This is a genomic window from Candidatus Tisiphia endosymbiont of Ceraclea dissimilis (assembly GCF_964030735.1).
Classification (GTDB): Bacteria; Pseudomonadota; Alphaproteobacteria; order Rickettsiales; family Rickettsiaceae; genus Tisiphia.
The window spans coordinates 969,245-988,428 of record NZ_OZ034917.1; the positions used below are offsets into that span (position 1 = coordinate 969,245).

The 19,184-nt window shown below is 34.4% G+C and carries 16 protein-coding genes; 8 read left to right on the forward strand and 8 right to left on the reverse strand.

Annotation, left to right across the window (positions count from 1 at the left end):
• Positions 1–555: 555 nt before the first annotated feature.
• The 3 genes from ACQH1V_RS04755 to hemA all read left to right on the forward strand — a co-directional run bounded on the left by ACQH1V_RS04755 (position 556) and on the right by hemA (position 4,540).
• On the forward strand, positions 556–714 hold the full coding sequence (locus ACQH1V_RS04755) for a zinc-finger domain-containing protein (protein WP_094649254.1): 159 nt from the start codon (positions 556–558) through the stop codon (positions 712–714).
• Complete coding sequence (gene mutL / locus ACQH1V_RS04760) at positions 714–2,708, forward strand: DNA mismatch repair endonuclease MutL (protein WP_425360039.1); 1,995 nt, start codon at positions 714–716, stop codon at positions 2,706–2,708. Before ACQH1V_RS04755 ends, mutL begins: the two co-directional genes overlap by 1 nt.
• 587 nt (positions 2,709–3,295) lie before the next feature.
• Positions 3,296–4,540: a 5-aminolevulinate synthase gene (gene hemA, locus ACQH1V_RS04765; RefSeq protein ID WP_094649256.1), complete on the forward strand. Its 1,245-nt coding sequence runs from the start codon at positions 3,296–3,298 to the stop codon at positions 4,538–4,540.
• Between the two features lie 340 nt (positions 4,541–4,880).
• On the opposite strand, the gene ACQH1V_RS04770 is transcribed toward hemA, so the two are convergent.
• Genes ACQH1V_RS04770 through ACQH1V_RS04785 form a run of 4 tightly spaced genes read right to left on the reverse strand, consistent with a single transcriptional unit; the run spans position 4,881 to position 9,284 of the window.
• A complete protein-coding gene (locus ACQH1V_RS04770; RefSeq protein ID WP_425360040.1) occupies positions 4,881–5,666 on the reverse strand; it encodes a succinate dehydrogenase iron-sulfur subunit in 786 nt (261 codons plus the stop codon).
• 14 nt (positions 5,667–5,680) lie between these two features.
• The gene (gene ftsH / locus ACQH1V_RS04775; protein ID WP_425360041.1) at positions 5,681–7,567 is read right to left on the reverse strand and encodes an ATP-dependent zinc metalloprotease FtsH; all 1,887 of its coding nucleotides are present in this window, start codon (positions 7,565–7,567) and stop codon (positions 5,681–5,683) included.
• 11 nt (positions 7,568–7,578) lie between these two features.
• Positions 7,579–8,889, reverse strand: a complete 1,311-nt coding sequence (gene tilS, locus ACQH1V_RS04780; protein ID WP_425360042.1) for a tRNA lysidine(34) synthetase TilS — start codon at positions 8,887–8,889, stop codon at positions 7,579–7,581.
• Complete coding sequence (locus ACQH1V_RS04785; protein ID WP_094649260.1) at positions 8,889–9,284, reverse strand: hypothetical protein; 396 nt, start codon at positions 9,282–9,284, stop codon at positions 8,889–8,891. The genes tilS and ACQH1V_RS04785 overlap by 1 nt, the downstream gene beginning before the upstream one ends.
• Positions 9,285–9,485: 201 nt before the next feature.
• On the opposite strand from ACQH1V_RS04785, the gene ACQH1V_RS04790 reads away from it, so the two are divergent.
• Complete coding sequence (locus tag ACQH1V_RS04790; protein WP_425360043.1) at positions 9,486–10,985, forward strand: Npt1/Npt2 family nucleotide transporter; 1,500 nt, start codon at positions 9,486–9,488, stop codon at positions 10,983–10,985.
• 494 nt (positions 10,986–11,479) lie between these two features.
• Here ACQH1V_RS04790 and typA read toward each other — a convergent pair whose 3' ends face one another.
• Positions 11,480–13,300: a translational GTPase TypA gene (typA, locus tag ACQH1V_RS04795; RefSeq protein ID WP_425360044.1), complete on the reverse strand. Its 1,821-nt coding sequence runs from the start codon at positions 13,298–13,300 to the stop codon at positions 11,480–11,482.
• A 440-nt stretch (positions 13,301–13,740) separates the two neighbouring features.
• On the opposite strand from typA, the gene ACQH1V_RS04800 reads away from it, so the two are divergent.
• The 4 genes from ACQH1V_RS04800 (at position 13,741) to ACQH1V_RS04815 (ending at position 16,125) form a co-directional block, all read left to right on the forward strand.
• Positions 13,741–14,493, forward strand: coding sequence for an IS5 family transposase (locus tag ACQH1V_RS04800; protein WP_425360879.1), 753 nt, complete (start codon positions 13,741–13,743; stop codon positions 14,491–14,493).
• A 45-nt stretch (positions 14,494–14,538) separates the two neighbouring features.
• The gene (locus ACQH1V_RS04805; RefSeq protein ID WP_425360045.1) at positions 14,539–15,237 is read left to right on the forward strand and encodes a hypothetical protein; all 699 of its coding nucleotides are present in this window, start codon (positions 14,539–14,541) and stop codon (positions 15,235–15,237) included.
• Between the two features lie 317 nt (positions 15,238–15,554).
• A complete protein-coding gene (locus ACQH1V_RS04810) occupies positions 15,555–15,812 on the forward strand; it encodes an HU family DNA-binding protein (RefSeq protein ID WP_425360882.1) in 258 nt (85 codons plus the stop codon).
• Positions 15,802–16,125 (forward strand): MerR family transcriptional regulator, encoded by a 324-nt coding sequence (locus tag ACQH1V_RS04815; protein WP_425360046.1) that lies wholly within the window; start codon positions 15,802–15,804, stop codon positions 16,123–16,125. Before ACQH1V_RS04810 ends, ACQH1V_RS04815 begins: the two co-directional genes overlap by 11 nt.
• A 179-nt stretch (positions 16,126–16,304) precedes the next feature.
• Here the strand turns inward: ACQH1V_RS04815 and dksA are convergent, their stop codons facing one another.
• The 3 genes from dksA to mnmE all read right to left on the reverse strand — a co-directional run bounded on the left by dksA (position 16,305) and on the right by mnmE (position 19,095).
• The gene (gene dksA, locus ACQH1V_RS04820) at positions 16,305–16,724 is read right to left on the reverse strand and encodes an RNA polymerase-binding protein DksA (RefSeq protein WP_094649386.1); all 420 of its coding nucleotides are present in this window, start codon (positions 16,722–16,724) and stop codon (positions 16,305–16,307) included.
• A 64-nt stretch (positions 16,725–16,788) separates the two neighbouring features.
• Complete coding sequence (locus tag ACQH1V_RS04825; RefSeq protein WP_094649387.1) at positions 16,789–17,733, reverse strand: tyrosine recombinase XerC; 945 nt, start codon at positions 17,731–17,733, stop codon at positions 16,789–16,791.
• A 3-nt stretch (positions 17,734–17,736) separates the two neighbouring features.
• Entirely contained in the window at positions 17,737–19,095 is a 1,359-nt protein-coding gene (gene mnmE, locus ACQH1V_RS04830; RefSeq protein ID WP_094649388.1) for a tRNA uridine-5-carboxymethylaminomethyl(34) synthesis GTPase MnmE, read from the reverse strand.
• Between the last annotated feature and the right edge of the window lie 89 nt (positions 19,096–19,184).

Here is a 19,184-nt window from a genome sequence, read left to right on the forward strand (position 1 = left end):
AAGTCATATAGAAAATAGCTTGGCGTCATTGCGAGAAGCTACTTTAGTAGCGACGAAGCAATCTATATGTGGATTGCCACGCTCACATACGTTCGCTCGCAATGACGTTTTGTACTTTTCCGAAATTTTTAAATTGTCATGTGGTTTATGCGTAAGGTAATGGTATGGATCTACCCTATATACAGAATGAATATTAATGGTTATTCTTCTAGATTTAATATATTAAAACAACAATAGGGAGACCCAAAATGGAATATAACACAATAGGAATAGATTTAGCAAAAAATATAGAGAAATGATAATATTGATGGTAAATAAGACAAAGTAAGTTAGCGAATTCCATCAGGGCTGAAGCACTTTGTTGTGCTTCAAGTCGAATACATGACTGCATTTGCTTTTTTTCTGTCAAGTATTATTTTTTTTCTTGCATTATTGGGTAGAGTCATACATGAGATTTTTAATCTTTCATTAATCTACCTAATTTTTATTTTGAATAAATGCAACTTATGTTTTATAATGATATCATCCTAAAAACTCTCATATAGCTTTAATTTTATGCAAAATGTAGAAATTATTGAGACTATCTCTACATCAATATCATGTTCTGGCAGAGAGTCGCCTTATGATCATCCAAGAATTTATTTGGAAATTGATTCAACCAAAGGTTCTATTATGTGTCCTTATTGTAGTAAAAAATTTGTGTTAATTAAGTAATGAAGATAAAACTCCTATCAGATAGCACTATAAATCGTATCGCTGCTGGAGAGGTAATTGAACGACCAGCTTCGGTGGTAAAAGAACTAGTTGAGAATGCTATTGATGCAGCTAGCACTAAGATAGATATAATGCTTGAGCAAGCAGGCAAAAATCTTATTGTTATTTCTGATAATGGAATAGGTATGTCTGAGGATGACCTAAATATTGCCATAGAGCGTCATACTACTTCTAAACTTGATGAGCTAGATTTATTAAATATTCACACTTTTGGCTTTCGCGGAGAGGCATTACCTTCTATAGGATCTGTAAGTAAGATGCTGATTACTTCAAAGGCACGTGGAGCTGATAGAGCATATCAGATGCAAATTAGTGGTGGGAGTAATAAAGGAAGTAAGCCTACCATTCACAACGAAGGTACTAAGATTGAAATACGAGATTTATTCTTTGCTACTCCTGCAAGATTAAAGTTCTTAAGATCTGATAAAACCGAATTTGCAGCTTCATTAGATGTAATAAAGAAAATTGCATTAGCTCATCCTAAAATCAGTATTAATTTATCTCATGATGGTAAAAATATTCTAAAAGTAAAAGGACAAGATGGTAATTTTGACGAAATTCTAAAGCAAAGAATAATTGATATAGTAGGTTCTGATTTTATTGAAAATTCGGTTCATATTAATCTACAAAGACCAGAAATTTCAGTATATGGCTTTACTAGTATTCCTACCTTTAATAGAGCTTCTGCTGAGGATCAGTTTTTATTTGTTAATAATAGACCGGTTAAGGATAAATTACTACAAATCGCTTTAAGAGTAGCATATCAGGATTACTTAGCTCGGGATAGACACCCAGTTTCAGTTTTGTTTCTACAAATAGATCCCCAAATGGTTGACGTTAATGTTCACCCTGCCAAAACAGAAGTAAGGTTTCACGATCCAAATACCATACGGGGATTACTGGTAAGCTCTATCAAGGATGCCCTTGCCACGAAAAGTCATATGGTTTCAACGAATATTGCCACAACTGCCTTAGGTCTTTTTCGAAATACAGCAACTACTAATAATGCTATTAAAACAAATATACCATTACAAAAAAGTCCTAGCTCTTCAAAAAAAATATACCCGGATAATTTAACTCCACATAATTTGAGCGTATCTGATAATAGCAGTACTTATCGAACCCAAAATTTAACTCTCCCTAAATCCAACCAAAATAGTTTTAATATTCAACAGCCATTAATAAAGACTGAACCTCATGCTAAAGTAGAGGTAGTAGAGGACTCTATAGTCAATTCAGGAGAAGTTGATGCTAGGAGCGATGGAGCGACGCCTATAAGTAATAGGCGAGCATTGAGCGACGACGTCACCAACTTCTCATCAATTGACTATACCCATAGCGATTGTAACAATGGGTTACTCGGAGCGGCAAGAGCACAATTGCACGGTACTTATATAATATCACAAACAGCAGATAGTATTGTTATCGTAGATCAACATGCAGCCCATGAACGTTTGGGATATGAAAAAATTAAACAGACGATAAGTAATAATGGGCTAATTAAGCAGAGATTACTGATACCTGAGATAATAGAATTACCAGATGTCAAAAGAGCCGATTTATTATATAATAAGAAGGCAGACCTTTCTAAATTAGGTTTAAGCATAGAAAAATTTGGCGAGCGATCCATCATTGTATCAGAGGCTCCAAGCCTATTAGGAGATATCAATATAAGCCAACTTATTCAAGACTTAGCAGATAATTTATCTGATCTTGGCGAAAATATTTCCTTGATTCAATTGATTGAACATGTTACAGAAACATATGCATGTCATTATTCTATCAGAGCAGGTCGTAAATTATCTTCTGAAGAAATGAATGAATTGTTAAGGCAAATGGAGAAAACCCCTTTTTCAGGTCAATGTAATCATGGTAGACCAACTTACATTGAACTCAAACTCAAAGATATTGAGCGATTATTTGGACGTACATAATTAGACCTCCTGCAAAACTCTACTTTTGCTGGTAATTTGGACAATGATGCGGTACTCGAATCCTCACGTACGCTAGAGTACGCTGCGGTTCTGCGTTCCGCGTCTCCTTCAAATTCCTCAGCATAAGCGAGTTTTGCAAGAGGTCTATTGATAGCTTAATATAATCCATTAATTTGGGATAAGAATAAGCCCTTTAAAGAATGGGTAATAGTAGTTACTGAGTTAGGGAATGAAAAAAATAAGTAATACCGCAAAAATAATAAAAACAACTATTAGTGCAGCAAAAAAATCTGTTATATTTATAGATATAGTGAATTAACTGGAATTAGTGCCGAATAAGCACCCCATGCTGTCATTGTGAGGAGCCGCTTTGCGGCGACGCGGCAATCCAAAAAATGCTCAGGAATGGATTGCTTCGTCGGCTACGCCTCTTGGCAATGACGTTTTGTACTTTAACTCTTTTTCCGTGAATGCTCACTAATATTGGAAAAATTGTTTTCATATTTTTGATGAAAATAGTAAATTTCTATAATTTTTTGTTTGTCTAGGAGACGGTCTCCTAGCAACTGGCAATTGAGGTTAATATAATGTTTAACTATAATAATATATTTGATAATCACATAACTAGAATTAAACAAGAAGGCAGATACCGTGAATTTGTTCCTGTTCAAAGGCAGGCAGATAATTTCCCGTCCGCTTGGTATGTTGATAAAGAAATTGTCATGTGGTGTATTAATGATTATCTTGGAATGAGTAAGCACCCAGATGTTACCAAAGCTGCTCTAGAGGCTATAGCCAAATATGGCATTGGCTCTGGTGGCACAAGAAATATAGGCGGCAATAATAGCTGTATAATAGAATTAGAACAAGAACTAGCAACCTTACATAATAAAGAATCAGCTTTAGTCTTTACTTCCGGTTATGTTGCCAATGATACCACCCTTGCAACACTAGCAAAAATAATGCCTAATATAGTTTTTTTCTCAGATGAGTTAAATCACGCTTCTATTATTTCTGGTATATGTAACTCAAAAGCTGAAAAACATATTTATCGACATATTGATGTTCAACATCTTGAAGAACTACTTAAAAAGGTAGATATTAATAGACCAAAGATTATTGTTTTTGAATCCGCTTATTCTATGGACGGATTATTTTCTCCAATAGAAAAAATAGTGAATTTAGCTAAAAAATATAATGCTTTAACTTTTATTGACGAAGTACATACAGTGGGTCTATATGGCAAGCATGGTGCTGGTATTGCCGATCTTCAAGGTTGTGCTGATAAAATTAATATTATCCAGGGAACCCTTGGCAAGGCTTACGGCGTTATTGGCGGCTATATTGCAGCTGATAGTCAGATTATCGATTCTATAAGACTTACGGCTCCAGGTTTTATATTCACCACCTCTTTACCGCCAATTATCGCTTCGGCAGCAACTGCAAGTATTCGTCATTTAAAAAATTCTAATATAGAAAGGGAAACTTATCAAAAGGTAATAGCCAAGGTAAAAAAATCTTTTGATCAAGCTAAAGTGAATTATTTTAAGAATGATAGCCATATTATACCAATAATTATTGGCGACCCAATTAAAGCCAAACAAGCCTCTAATATGTTGTTGAATGACTATAATATTTATGTTCAGCATATCAACTTTCCAACAGTACCACGTGGTACAGAACGCTTAAGAATCATTCCAACACCCAACCATACCGATAAAATGATTCAGGATCTTACCAAAGCTCTTGTTGAAATTCTTAGTGTACTGGATATATCACCATCCATCAATTCCCATTCTATAATAAAATTACCTCTATACCCCGCAGCATAGGTACTATCATAGAATAGTCAATTGATGAGAAGTTTGTGACGTCGTTGCTCAATCTCGCCTATTACTTATAGGCGTCGCTCCATCGCTCCTGCTACCCAATTCCCCTGAATTGACTATAGGAGGCAATCCATAATTCGTTCCTTTGTCATTCCCGCGTAGGCGGGAATCTATATCCCTGTTTATGCAGGGATGACAGAAAAATGGATATCATACTTTTAACTTATAATGGTTTCGTCGCTACTAAAGCAGTTCCTCGCAATAACGTCTTGTACTTTCCCGGAATCTTTAAATTGTCATGGGTGTTATGCGTAAGTGAGTAATTCAATAAAAAAGTTCTATTTTATACTCCATGACGTTGTATTATTTGGCTTTTTATCTCTGCAATAGCTTTAGCTGGATTTAAACCTTTTGGACAAGTTTTGGTACAGTTCATAATTGTATGACAACGATATAGCTTAAACGGATCTTCTAAAGCATCTAAACGCTCTCCAGTATACTCATCCCTAGAATCAGCAATCCACCGATAAGCTTGTAGTAAAATCGCAGGACCTAAATATTTATCACCATTCCACCAATAGCTTGGGCAGGAGGTGGAACAACATGCACATAATATACATTCATATAGCCCATCTAATTTTTCTCTATCCTTAAGCGACTGTAATCTTTCACTATTGGAAGGAGGAAGAGTATCAGTTTTTAGCCAAGGTTCTATCGATTCATATTGAGCATAGAAATGTGACATATCTGGTACTAAATCTTTTACTACCTTCATATGTGGTAGGGGGTATATCTTGATATCACCACAAATTTCTTCAATAGGCTTAATGCAGGCAAGTGTATTAGTTCCATCTATATTCATTGCACAACTACCACAAATCCCTTCACGACAAGAGCGTCTGAAAGTCAAAGTAGAATCTATTTCATTTTTTATTTTAATTAAGGCATCTAGAACCATTGGACCTGTTTTGTCTAGATCTAACTCGTAAATATCAATTCTCGGGTTTTCCTCAGAATCTGGATCATACCTATAAATCCTAACATTACGTAACTTAACCGCTTTCCCAGAATATTTATGTACTATACCTTTACCGACTTTAGAATTAGGTGGTAATCTAAGTTCTGCCATATCTATTCCCCACTCTACAAGTCTTTTTTCCGACTTGGTTTTTTAATTTTTATAGTACCATTATCATCATTGCTCATTGGAAATAAATTTGCCTCTTCTGAATTCATAGCTCTACCACTAAGCAAGTTTTTAATCTGTTGCCCTGACAATGTTTCATGCTCAATTAATATTTTGGCTAATAGATGGAGTTCACTAATATGCTCAGTTAGTATATTTTTTGCTAAATCGTAACCTTTTTCAACAAAATTTTTCACTTCCCTATCAATTAATTCTGCGGTATGTACAGAAGTATGACCTTCCCCCCTACCACTAGCATACATATCTTCATTGCTTGAGCCATGATATACAGGCCCTATTGCATCACTTAGCCCCCAATCAGTTACCATAGCTCTAGCCATTCTGGTTGCCATTTTAATATCAGAAGAAGCACCAGAAGTAACTTTGTCTTTACCAAAAATAAGTTCTTCAGCTACTCTGCCTGCCATTGCTACCGCTATGTCAGCTTCCATTTTATCACGCTGTATAGAAAACCGATCATTTTCAGGTAATCTCATTACCATACCAAGCGCTTTACCTCTTGGAATAATAGTTGCTTTATGAATTGGATCAGAAGCTGGGCAGTAAAGCCCAACTAATGCATGCCCACCTTCATGATAGGCAGTTAGTTTTTTCTGCTCATCTGACATAATCATAGAACGTCTTTCCACGCCCATTAACACCTTATCTTTTGCTTCCTCTAATTCCAGCATATCAACTTCTTTTTTGCCTTTACGAGCAGCAATTAATGCCGATTCGTTAACAAGATTAGCAAGCTCTGCCCCTGAGAATCCAGGAGTTCCTCTAGCTATGGTTCTAGGTATTATATTCTTAGCACATTTTATCTTCTTCAAATGTACTTGTAAAATTTGTTCTCTACCATCAATATCTGGATTAGGTACAGTAATTTGACGATCAAACCTTCCGGGTCTTAGTAAGGCAGTGTCAAGTACATCAGGTCTGTTAGTTGCCGCAATAATCACTACTCCTTCATTATCTTCAAACCCATCCATTTCAACTAACATCTGATTCAATGTTTGTTCACGTTCATCGTTACCACCGCCCATGCCAATACCTCTGTGACGACCTACAGCATCTATTTCGTCAATAAAGATTATGCAAGGGGCATTACGCTTCCCTTGTTCGAACATATCACGTACACGGCTTGCACCCACACCAACAAACATTTCAACAAAATCAGAACCAGAAATACTAAAGAACGGAACATTTGCCTCACCTGCTATAGCTCTTGCTAACAGAGTTTTACCTGTTCCAGGCGATCCTATTAATAAACAGCCTTTGGGGATTTTACCACCAAGTTTCTGGAATTTGCTTGGATCTCTAAGAAAATCAACAATTTCAGTTAATTCTTCTTTAGCTTCATCAATACCAGCAACATCTTTAAAAGTAACTTTTGGTCCCTTATCTGAAACTAGCTTGGCTTTAGATTTGCCAAAACCCATAGCTTTCCCACCGCCTTGCATTTGACGCATGAAAAATATCCAGCCACCTATCAACAAAATCATTGGGAACCACGAAATGAATATGCTAAACAATAGGTTCATTTTGGTATCAGGAGGTATTACTTCAATATATACACCGTTACTACTTAGACGGTTTATTAAATCTGGATAGTCAGGAGCATAAGTTGAAAAAGCTGTTCCATCACTTAGATTTCCATCGATTATTCTACCCTGAATTTTAACAGAACTAACTGCTTTTTCATCAATTTTGGTTAAAAAATCTGAGAAAGAAATATTACTCTTTCCTCCAATAAAACCATCATTTTGAAATGCATGAAAAACAAGCACCATTAAAACAAAAATCGATACCCAAATTAGAACATTCTTACCTTGATTATTCATCTACAACTCACCTAACAGAAATGCGTAAAACGCGATACAAAATTTGGAGAAAAAGCAACATCAAGCCCCTTACTCAACCCCTCATCATTATAGTAGGATATATGGGGTATGGCTATAACTTTTTCAAGTATCTTGACTACTGGTAGAGTGAATAAAATAGCAACATGGTTATTGAAACTTGTCTCTTTTAGTATTGTTAAATCTAAATCTTTTCTTATTTTACTATAATCCTTGATCGTTAAATTACTTACTAAGTAGCCTGAATTATTTGCAAAGCTTCCTGTAAAACGGAATCTACCATCCCAAATATCTATATTGTTAAGTTTAATGTCCATCGGCAAACTTCTGCCAAATTCCCGGCAAATTATTAAATTATTATTAATTTTTTTTATCACACAACCATGTAATGTTTTAGTAAAATTCATTTGTTGTTGTAATAATATCACTATTATCCTTATTGGCTCTGATCTACTACTACGATTTTTACCGCTAATAATGATAAGGACAAAACTAATTAACTGTAGTATTATTTCGCTAGAAAATCTTGTAATCTGTAATAAATTTATAGTAGCAAAACCGAATTGATAAATTTTTACTGATTCGGCAATGCAAGCGATTAATTCAGGTTGCAATTTTTCTTCTACTAATTGGTTAATTGTAGATTGCTCAGAAATTATTTGATTTTTTACATATTCTCCTTGTTGAGATAATTTTTTTCTAATAATATTTCGTTGGTATTTGTCGGATTTATTCGATTCATCTTCAAACCATTTTATATTATTGGCAATTAAATACGTTACTAACCGTTGTTTTGGTATGTTAAACAATGGTCTCACTATTTTAACATTATTATACCAATTAATAGGGCTACCACTAAGTCCAAATATGCTACTTTTTTTTTCTAATCTCAGACAATAATTTTCTATATAATCATCCAAATGATGGGCTGTCAAAATTGTCAATATATCTAATTTTTTACATAAATCGGTCATTAATTGATAACGTCCTTCTCTTGCCCTTGCTTGTAAATTAGAAAAATTATTTTGGTGATCGAAGTGAAGTAGATGGTAGTCATACCCCAATTTACGGCTTAAATCCCGAACATACTCATGCTCTAGCTTAGATTGTTCCCGTAAATGATGGTCAACTAACATCACAACCATACTAATATTTTCATTAATACTATTAGTGCTGACCCATTTATGTGTTAACATTAAAAGGGCTATGGAATCAGACCCCCCAGAAACAGCTAAGGCAACAGACCTCGGAGGTCTATTGCCAATTAGCTGCTCAATATTTTGCTGAAATTGTTGATAAAGCATTATTTTTTTTCAGTAGAGCTAGGATTTTCTTGATCTTTTTTCAAATCTGAAATTCTTTTTTTATATTCTCGTTCTTTAGCAAGATATTTTTGAGCTTCTTGTGAGATTTTTTTATATAATTCGCGTTTATGAGCGTTAATTTTAGCAACTTCTATTCGATATTGTTTTATTTCTTCCCTCAGTTCTGCTGAAATTCCTGCAGCATAAGAACCGAACTCATCAATAATTTTTTGTAATTCATTATCGTTATTAACAGTAGTACTATTAATATTAGTTTGTTTGGCATTTGACATTGTGGGTGACGTAGTATTTGCTATACTATATGAGCTTAGTAATAGCACTCCTACAATAGTAATTGCCTTATACAGAAAGTCTAATCTATTTTTTTTTATCATTTATACACTCCATAAAAATACTTTTATATAATTTTTAAAATTTAATTGCTAAATATGAAAACTAGCAAAATAAATATACATTATTATCTTTCTTAACACTAATCATAAATTGTATGATATACGAAAAGAATTAATCATTTTATTTGACTTTTTGTACATAAATCTATATAAGTGTACTGATTATATAATGAATAAAACAGTATGGATAAGGTGAAAGATAATAGTTATTTCTCAGAATTAAGAAGAGTGGTTTGGCCAATTGAAGGGCATGAAAATAAGAAGTTTCTGCCTATGGCAGCTATGATGTTTTGCATTTTGCTCAACTATTCCACCCTTAGGTCGATAAAAGATGGATTTGTCGTAACAGCTATTGGTCCTGAATCAATAAGCTTTGTAAAAACCTATGTTGTTTTACCAATGGCAATACTATTTATGGTTGCTTATGTAAAACTCTGTGACTTTTTAAAACAAGAAAATGTTTTTTACGCTGTGACCAGTTTTTTTCTAGCATATTTTGTATTATTTACTTTCGTATTATACCCATATCCAGAGTTGGTGCATCCTAATCCTGAAACAATTGAGACATTAAGTAATGCGTATCCCAATTTTAAGTGGTTTATTAGGGTAGTTGGTAAGTGGAGTTTTGCAGTCTTCTATGCTATATCAGAACTTTGGGGAAGTATGATGCTTAGCTTATTATTTTGGCAATTTGCTAACCAAATTACTAAGACTGAAGAGGCAAAACGCTTTTATTCTATGTTTGGTATGTTAGCAAATTTATCTTTACCAGTTACTGCCATAATACTTTGCTATTTTTTAAGCACAGAAACTCAAATAGTTGCAGAACATCTGAAATATACTCCACTATTTGTTATTATGATGGGTAGTGCTGTAATTATCATGTTATTGTATAGATGGATGAATCAGCATGTTTTAACCGATCCTACTTTATATGACGCAACGAGTAAAGTAAGCAAGAAAGGTAAGGTTAAGCTATCTCTTATAGAAAGCTTTAGAATGATTTTTAGTTCAAAATATTTAGGGCTTATTGCCTTACTCATTATATCTTATAGTGTGTCAGTAAATCTTGTAGAAGGTGTATGGAAGTCAAAGATTCAGCAACTATATCCAAGCAAAGAAGACTATACCATGTATATGGGGCAATTTCAGGCTTGGCAAGGTGTGACAGCTATATTATTCATGGTTGTTGGCTCTAATATCTTAAGAAGGGTTTCTTGGTTCACTGCCGCGATGATTACTCCTATGATGATGTTAATTACTGGGGTTGCTTTTTTTGCCTTCATTTTCTTTGATAGCACTATTGCGATGTATGTTACTGGTCTATTCGCTTCTGGACCTTTGGCAGTAGCAGTGATGATTGGAATGATTCAAAATATTTTAAGCAAGGCAACAAAATATTCACTATTTGATGCTACCAAGAATATGGCATATATCCCTATTGATAAGGATCTTAGAACAAAAGGACAAGCGGCAGTAGAAGTGATAGGTGGTAGGTTCGGTAAATCTGGTGGTGGTATTATCCAGTCAACATTCTTTATCTTGCTTCCTACTTTTACCTTCGTTGAAGCTACCCCTTATTTCGCTGCTATATTTTTTGTTATCGTAATATTATGGATATACGCGATTAAAGCACTTAATAAGGAATATCAAGTTCAGATTAATAGCAAATCTGGAAGTTAGTTGTAACAAGGTTAGGAGGCTGCCTACGATAACTAATTAATTATATTTTGAGCTATTTTTCGGCGAGAATAGATATGACTTTTGTAGGAATAGTCATCTATTTCAAGAAAATCATGTTTATTCGCAACCAAAAAGAGCCAAATATAGAATTACTTTAATTGTTGCAGGCAGTCTCCTAGCATCGTCCATTGTCACTATCAAATTAGGATGCTACCTTAATCCATATATCCATCAACTGCTACTTTGTTTGGCGGCATATGACCTATCCTTCTGTCTAACAGACTAGAAAAACCACCTTATTCATATCTCACTTTCTTTCGTCTAAAGAAGCTAGGAGTCTGCCTACAATAACTAAGTAATTCTATATTTGGCTCTTTTGGGCTGCATATAAACATGATTTTCTTGAAATAGGTACATTATTTCTGCATAAATCATATTTATTCTCACCAAAAAATAGCTCAAAATATAATTAATTAGTTATTGCAGGCAGTCTCCTATTCCTCGTTGCGTCGTTCCGATCTCTTCCGGTCGTTAGGATTCAACATTGCCTTACGGAGTCTAATTGATTTAGGAGTAACTTCTACCCTTTCATCATTTTCGATATAGCTGATAGCTTGCTCTAATGTCATAAGGAGTGGTGGAATGAGCCGCATAGCTTCATCCTTACCCGAAGCCCTAACATTTGACAATTGCTTGGCTTTTAGAGGGTTGACCTCTAGATCATTATCCCGATTATGTTCTCCTATAATCATTCCCTGATATACTAGTTCATTAGGGTTTATAAACATTTTTCCACGATCTTCAAGATTCCATAGAGCATAGGCAACAGCTTCACCATCTCCATTGGAAATTAACACTCCATTACGCCTTCCTTCAATAGCTCCTTTATAGGGAGCGTAGCTATGGAAAACACGGTTCATAACACCGGTACCCCGAGTTTCAGTTAAGAATTGACCGTGATAGCCAATAAGACCACGTGATGGTCCTAAAAATGTTACTCTAGTTTTACCGCCGCCGGATGGACGCATATCAGTCATTTCTGCTTTACGTATGGCAAGTGACTTAACCACAACCCCAACAAAATCATCATCAACATCAACTTGGATTTCTTCAATTGGTTCTAATCTCTTCCCCTGTTCGTCCTCTTTGAATAATACGCGTGGTCTGCTGATTGATAGCTCAAAACCTTCACGTCTCATAGTCTCGATCAATATTCCTAATTGTAGCTCACCACGACCTGCAACTTGAAAAGCATCTTTTTCTTCAGTTTGGCTGACCTGTATTGCTACGTTACTTTCGATCTCTCGCATCAATCTATCGCCTAAAACTCTAGCAGTAAGTTTTGAACCTTCTCGTCCAGCAAGAGGAGAGTCATTTACTCCAAAGGTCATAGATAATGTTGGTGGATCTATAGGTAAGGATGGCAGTGCTACCATTATCTCAGGAGCACATATCGTATCGGCTACAGTAGCGTTTTGAATTCCAGCAATAGCAATAATATCCCCAGCATATGCCACATCGATAGCTACCCGTTCCAATCCTCGGAATGAGAGTATTTTGCTTATTCGGGCATTTTCAGTTGTCATATTATCACGATTTAGGGCTTTAACATTTTGGTTGGTCTTAATTGTCCCACTATGGATACGACCAGTAAGTACACGACCAAAATATGGGTTATATTCTCTAGTGGTAACAAGCATAGAAAAAGGAGCTTCGCTATCAGCGATAGGAGTAGGCACATGAGATACTATCAAATCAAAAAGCGGAGCAAGGTCTTTTTGCTCATCGTCTAAGTGACGCGATGCCCAACCGCTACGCCCTGAAGCATAGATAATAGGAAAATCTAATTGTTCATTATTTGCTTCTAATGCCAGAAATAATTCAAATACTTCATCGACTACTTCACTTACCCTTCTATCGGGGCGGTCAATTTTATTGATAACAACAATTGGTTTTAAACCAAGTTTTAGAGCTTTTGACAACACAAATTTTGTCTGAGGCATTGTGCCTTCAGAAGAATCAACTAGTAATATGACCCCATCTACCATAGTAAGAATGCGTTCTACCTCGCCACCAAAATCAGCGTGACCAGGAGTATCAACTATATTGATACGGATATCTTTCCACATCAGGGAGGTGCATTTAGCTAAAATGGTTATACCACGTTCACGTTCCAGGTCATTTGAATCCATAGCACGCTCTGCTACTTCCTGGTTTGCTCGGAAAGTTCCACTTTGCTTAAGCATATTATCAACTAGAGTGGTTTTACCATGATCAACGTGGGCGATAATAGCAATATTGCGAATAGCAGACATCAAAAACCTTTAATATATTTTTTTAATTGGTGATTATATAGTATAATGGATCAAAATGGAATAGAGTTCTTATAGTGTTTATATAGTAATTTTATTATATATAGTCAATTCCGGAGAATTTGGGGCTAGGAGGCTGTCGGAAACAACTATAACACTTCATTTAAGTAATAATTTGTACTTGTAGAATTTGGAATTTTAGTTTATTAGATTATGAGTTTTTAGGTTTCCCGATAAGCTACCTATTGCAAAAATAATAAACTAAACATAAGAGAACAGATGTCAAAAAGATTATCATTATTATCAAAATCCCTCCATTTTAATTTTAGTAAACTAGGTTCTGTTGACAAAATTTTATGTTAAGTTATCAGAGTAGAATAAAGAAGTTGCAATAGTAAGAAGAAATGGTAGTTTCTAGTTATCGAAACCAAGAAACTACCGATATGAAGTATTACATAGAAGACCAAGCATGGGAAGCAATTTTATCATTTTTTAAGAAAAAAAAAGCTATACACAACAAGAATGAGGAAAAAATAAGACAGTTTATTGAAGCAATATGGTTTATTGCTAGAACAGGTTGTCAATGGCGTCTTCTGCCTGATTATTATGGTTGTTGGTACAGTGTTTATCGCAGATTTAAGAGATGGGTTGACAAAGGTATATGGGAAGCTTTAATGGATCATGTTAAAGTAGATGTAGATATGGAATCAATGATGATTGATGCAACTATTGTAAGAGCACATGCTTGCTCATCTGGATATATTAAAGGTAATCAAGAGGAAGCAGCTTTAGGTAGAAGCAAAGGTGGTTTTAGTACTAAAATTCATGCCCTCGTTGATGCATTGGGTAACCCACTGAAGTTTATACTAACTGCTGGGCAAAGAAATGATATCACTCAGGCTGAAAATCTTACTAAAGATGTTCAGAATACGACGGTGATAGGTGATAAAGGATATGATAGTAGTGCGTTTGTAGAAAGCTTAGAAAATAAGGGGTGCGAGGTTGTTATCCCACCAAAATCTAATCGTAAAGTACAACGTGAATATGATAAACATATTTATAAAGAACGCCATTTAATTGAATGTTTCTTTGGTAAAATCAAACATTTTAGGCGTATATTTTCTAGGTTTGATAAAGCCCCAGCCACCTTTTTAGCCTTTCTAAATTTTGTTGGAGCTTTAATATGGTTACGTTAAAAATTTTGTCAACAGAACCTAGAAGTTAAAAAAGAAGATGAGCCTTTGAAAAAAAAACTTAAACTAGAGCCGAAAATTAAATCTGGTAATACATTACTCTGTTTTGATTTTGATGGAACAATGGTAAAACACTCTCTAGAGCAGTGTCTTATTGATGCCTTTGTACCTAGTGCGAATTATTTAGAGAAGTTTCTAGCAGATAAAACAGAAAATGAACAAAACAAAGAACTATTAAGAAAAACATCAGATTTTATACCTCATGTAGATCGATTCCTAGAAGATGAAACAAAAGGTTGGAAAAACGAGGAGCTATTAGTAAAACTATTAAAAGCAGGCTGTCATATAGCCATTGTATCTTTTTGCTCATATCCTGATGCCATCAAATATGCTCTTAAGCAGCTCTTAGGAAAAGAGGCAAGTGAAAAAATTCTGGTAGTGTCGTATCCCATTGGAAAGGATATGTCCAATATGGGTAAACAGAAACATATAGAAGAAGCTAAGGACTATTTTGGTATTGATGATAATCAAAATGTTGTTTTAATAGACGATAATCCCAATAATGGATATATAGCATCTAACAATGGAATACATGCAATACATGTTGGCAAAGATGATACCGAGTATTTAGATCAAGCTTTTAAAATAGTTGACAAGTGTACAGTTAGTCAAGATAGTTTAGATCAATCAACAGATAGTGCATTAGAACTGTCTGGGGATTTAACCTCTGATTCTGACATTTTATAGCTCTATCTACTGTATGAAGATGAAAAATATTTTTTGCTAAATCTATACCTATTGTGTTATATTCCATTTTGAAACAAATACTATCGTCAATTGATGAGAAGTTAGTGACGTCGTCCCTCGTTACTCCTGCTACCCAATTTTCTTGAATTGACTATAGGTTAAAATGGGAATTAGTATAAATCTCTAAAAAGGTCATATCGACAGTGGATACAAAGGATAATTCAGTTAAGTTTGATAATGATGTGTTGAGAACAAGTCGTTTGCGTATAGCCAAATCAATTAATTCTACTTCTATTACTAAAGAAAAAATTGCTTGTATGTTAAAAGATAAATTGGGGCTATCAAACCTTATATGCGAAGAAATAGTCAAACAAATATTTAGCAATATCCAGCAAATGGCAAGCAAGCAAAGATTGACGTTAGTAGGTTTTGGCAGCTTTTGTACTAGCATAAAAAAACCTAGACCTGGTATAAATTTTCATACAAAAGAGGCGGTGATAATTCCAGAAAAACAAGTAATACGTTTTATACCTGCTAAAAAATTAAAATTATTAATTAATAAAAATGCAGGATAAAAAATATTACTCCATTAGCGAAGTAACAAAACTTCTAAATATTCACTCTCACCAGCTAAGATATCTAGAGCGTATGTTGCCAAACCTAGCTATACATAAGATACGTAATAGACGATATTATACAAGCCAGGATATTGAATATTTGAAGACCCATATGGCAAACAAGATTGTACCTCTAGAATTAGAGCAGCCTGCTGACCTATTAGATAATCAAATAAATAAGATTGATTATCTAATCAAAAATTTTTATGACTTATCATTAACTATCCAACAAATCCTCTCTAAAGTTGGGAATAACTCACCTTACGCATAAACCACATGACAATTTAAAAATTCCGGAAAAGTGCAAGATGTCATTGCAAGACCACTACGTGGTCGAAGCAATCCACATTCATTAGATTGCTTCGTCGCTACTAAAGTAGCTTCTCGCAATGACGCCAAGCTATTTTCTATATGACTTTTAAATGCCATGCATAAGGAGGTGAGTTACCACTATAAATCTATATGCTGTTTTTCATAGCTTTCATGTCGCTCTTGCGATTCAATACACAAAGTTGCAACGGGTCTTGCTTCTAAACGTTTTAAACCAATTGGTTCTCCAGTTTCTTCGCAATAGCCATATTCATTTTTTTCTATCCTTACCAAAGCCTCTTCTATTTTATCAATAAGCTTACGATACCTGTCTCTTGTTCGTAACTCTAGTGCCGTATCCGTTTCAATTGATGCCCGATCATTAAAATCTGGTTCATTCCAATTTTCTTCCTTGAGATGGTTTAAGGTTTCCCGCGATTCTTCCAACAAAGAACGTTTCCACTCAAGAAGTTTTTGTCTAAAATATTCTAACTGTTTAGGGTTCATATATTCTTCGTCGTTAGAAGGCTTATATCCTTCCAGTAAGGTAATTCTAGACATATAGGTTTCTCAATATTAAAAGTATGGATAATATAACGTATAACTAAAAATTATGGCAAGAAGATTATAATATTTTGCTATCAGATTTTGATATTGGGTGGGCATTATTATAAATATTCTCCAAATGTTTTAGACTAACCTTAGTATAACGCTGGGTAGTTGATAAGCTTTTATGCCCAAGTAATTCCTGAATAGACCTTAATTCTGCTCCATTTTCAAGTAAGTGTGTCGCAAAACTATGCCTAAAGGAATGAGCTGATAAATGTTCCGGTAAACCATAGAAGCGACGTAATCGTATTAATTCACGATTAAACACTGGAGCTTGTAATTTTTTACCCAACTTACCTAGAAATATTGGATCTTTTTCACCGATACTATAAGGTAATTTATTTAAATATTGTTCTATAAAATCTTTAGCTATTGGCGTCCATGGTATTATCCTCTCCTTTTTACCCTTTCCTGTTATTTTTATAAACTCTAAGTCTTGTAGATGAGATTTAGTTATCGATAATGCCTCAGATATTCTAAGCCCAGCAGCATAAATAAGCACCAATAGGGCTTTATTTCTCCATTCTACCCATTCTAAATCAGTAAAATTATCAATATGTTCAATAGATAATTGAGCGTCATCCTGCGATAAAGATTTAGGTAATATTTTAGCTTTCTTAGGACTTTTGATGGAAAAAATGGCATGGCAAGTAATATTAGTGGTCTTTTCTAGATATTTATAAAAATTCTTGATCGCCGACAAGCCTCTAGAATTAGAAGCTGCTAGGTAATTATCTTGCTGCCTTTTAGAAAGCCAGCTCCGTACTAGCCTTATATCAACTTGCCTTAGAGAATTAATGGTTATGATTTCCGAGTTATAATGATTTAGGAAATTTAGAAAATTTTCTAAATCATTTTTATAAGAAATTATCGTATGTTCCGAACAATTTCTTTGTAATTTCAGATATTTTTGCCATTTATCTATCAACTCTAATATTTCTTGTTGTTTTTTTTGAATCATCGATTATTTACCTATACAAAAATTACTAAATATTTCTCCTAACACTTCTTCAACGCTAATCTTACCAGTAACATTACTCAAACTTCTAATAGCCATTCTAACATCTTCTGTAGCTAACACTAAGTCATTTTCACCATTAAAATTCTCATTATTGAATTTTTTTAAATATTCTAAGGCTTTTTCTATAAATGCTCGTTGACGTTGTCTAGTAATATGCGGGGTTTCGGTTAAACCAGCTATATTATGAGCAATATTTTCAATTTCCTTTAACAGACTATCCATCCCAATATTATCTTTTATAGAAATCTTTAAATAATTTTTCTTTAATGTATCTTTACATATATCTATTTGACACTTATCATCTAGCAGATCAATTTTATTGATCAATATTATTGTATTGTCATCAATTAAATTATCCAATGAGGGTGAGTTGCTTAATTTTACCGCATCAAGCATAACTATTTTGATATCAGCCATTCTTGCTGATTCAATTGCTCGTTTGATGCCTTCTAATTCTATTAAATCATTACTATCCCTTATGCCAGCTGTATCTTGTAATATAATTGGATATCCTCCAATATCTAGATGTCCCTCAATTATGTCACGAGTTGTTCCCTCAATATTTGAAACAATGGCAACATCTCTTTGCATCAAAAAATTAAGTAAGCTAGATTTACCAACATTAGGAGCTCCTAAAATGGTTAATTTAATGCCTGTTCGAAGTAATTCCCCCCGTCTATTATCGTCAAGATGTTTTATTATAGCATATTTAAGTTCACCACTAAGAGTCATAACCCTATTTAATATTTCTTGCGGAATATCTTCATCGGGGAAATCAATATAAGCTTCTAGTAAACCAATAATAGTCAGTAAAGTTTGTCTCCACCCATTATAAAGTGTTTCGAGTTCTCCTCCAACTTGCTTAACCGCCTGCCTATGTTGCCAAACAGTTTCAGCTTCAATTAAATCGGCAATACCTTCTGCCGCAGTTAAATCAAATTTACCATTTAAAAAAGCCCTACGGGTAAATTCCCCAGGCTCTGCCATTCTTAAACCTTCGATGGTTAACAATGTTTCAGTTAGCATAGCAGCAATTGCTATACTGCCATGAGTATATATTTCTACTACATCTTCTCCAGTAAAGCTAGCTGGAGCTTGGAAGTATGCTACAACTGCTTCATCAATTAATTCTTGATTCTTAGGGTTGATAAGTTTTTTACAGTACATGACTCTAGGAATAAACGTGGCATTATCATTTTTAATTAGGTGTTTTAATGCAACCAAGCTGTTAGATCCAGAAATACGAAAGACTGCAACACCAGCTTTTCCTGGTTTAGAGCTTTGAGCAAAAATAGTTTCCATGATGGTGCGAGCCTCTTGCTAAGTAATTTATTTTAATTATAATACATTAAATAGCTTAGTCTGGGATAAGAATTATGCTAATCTAAATA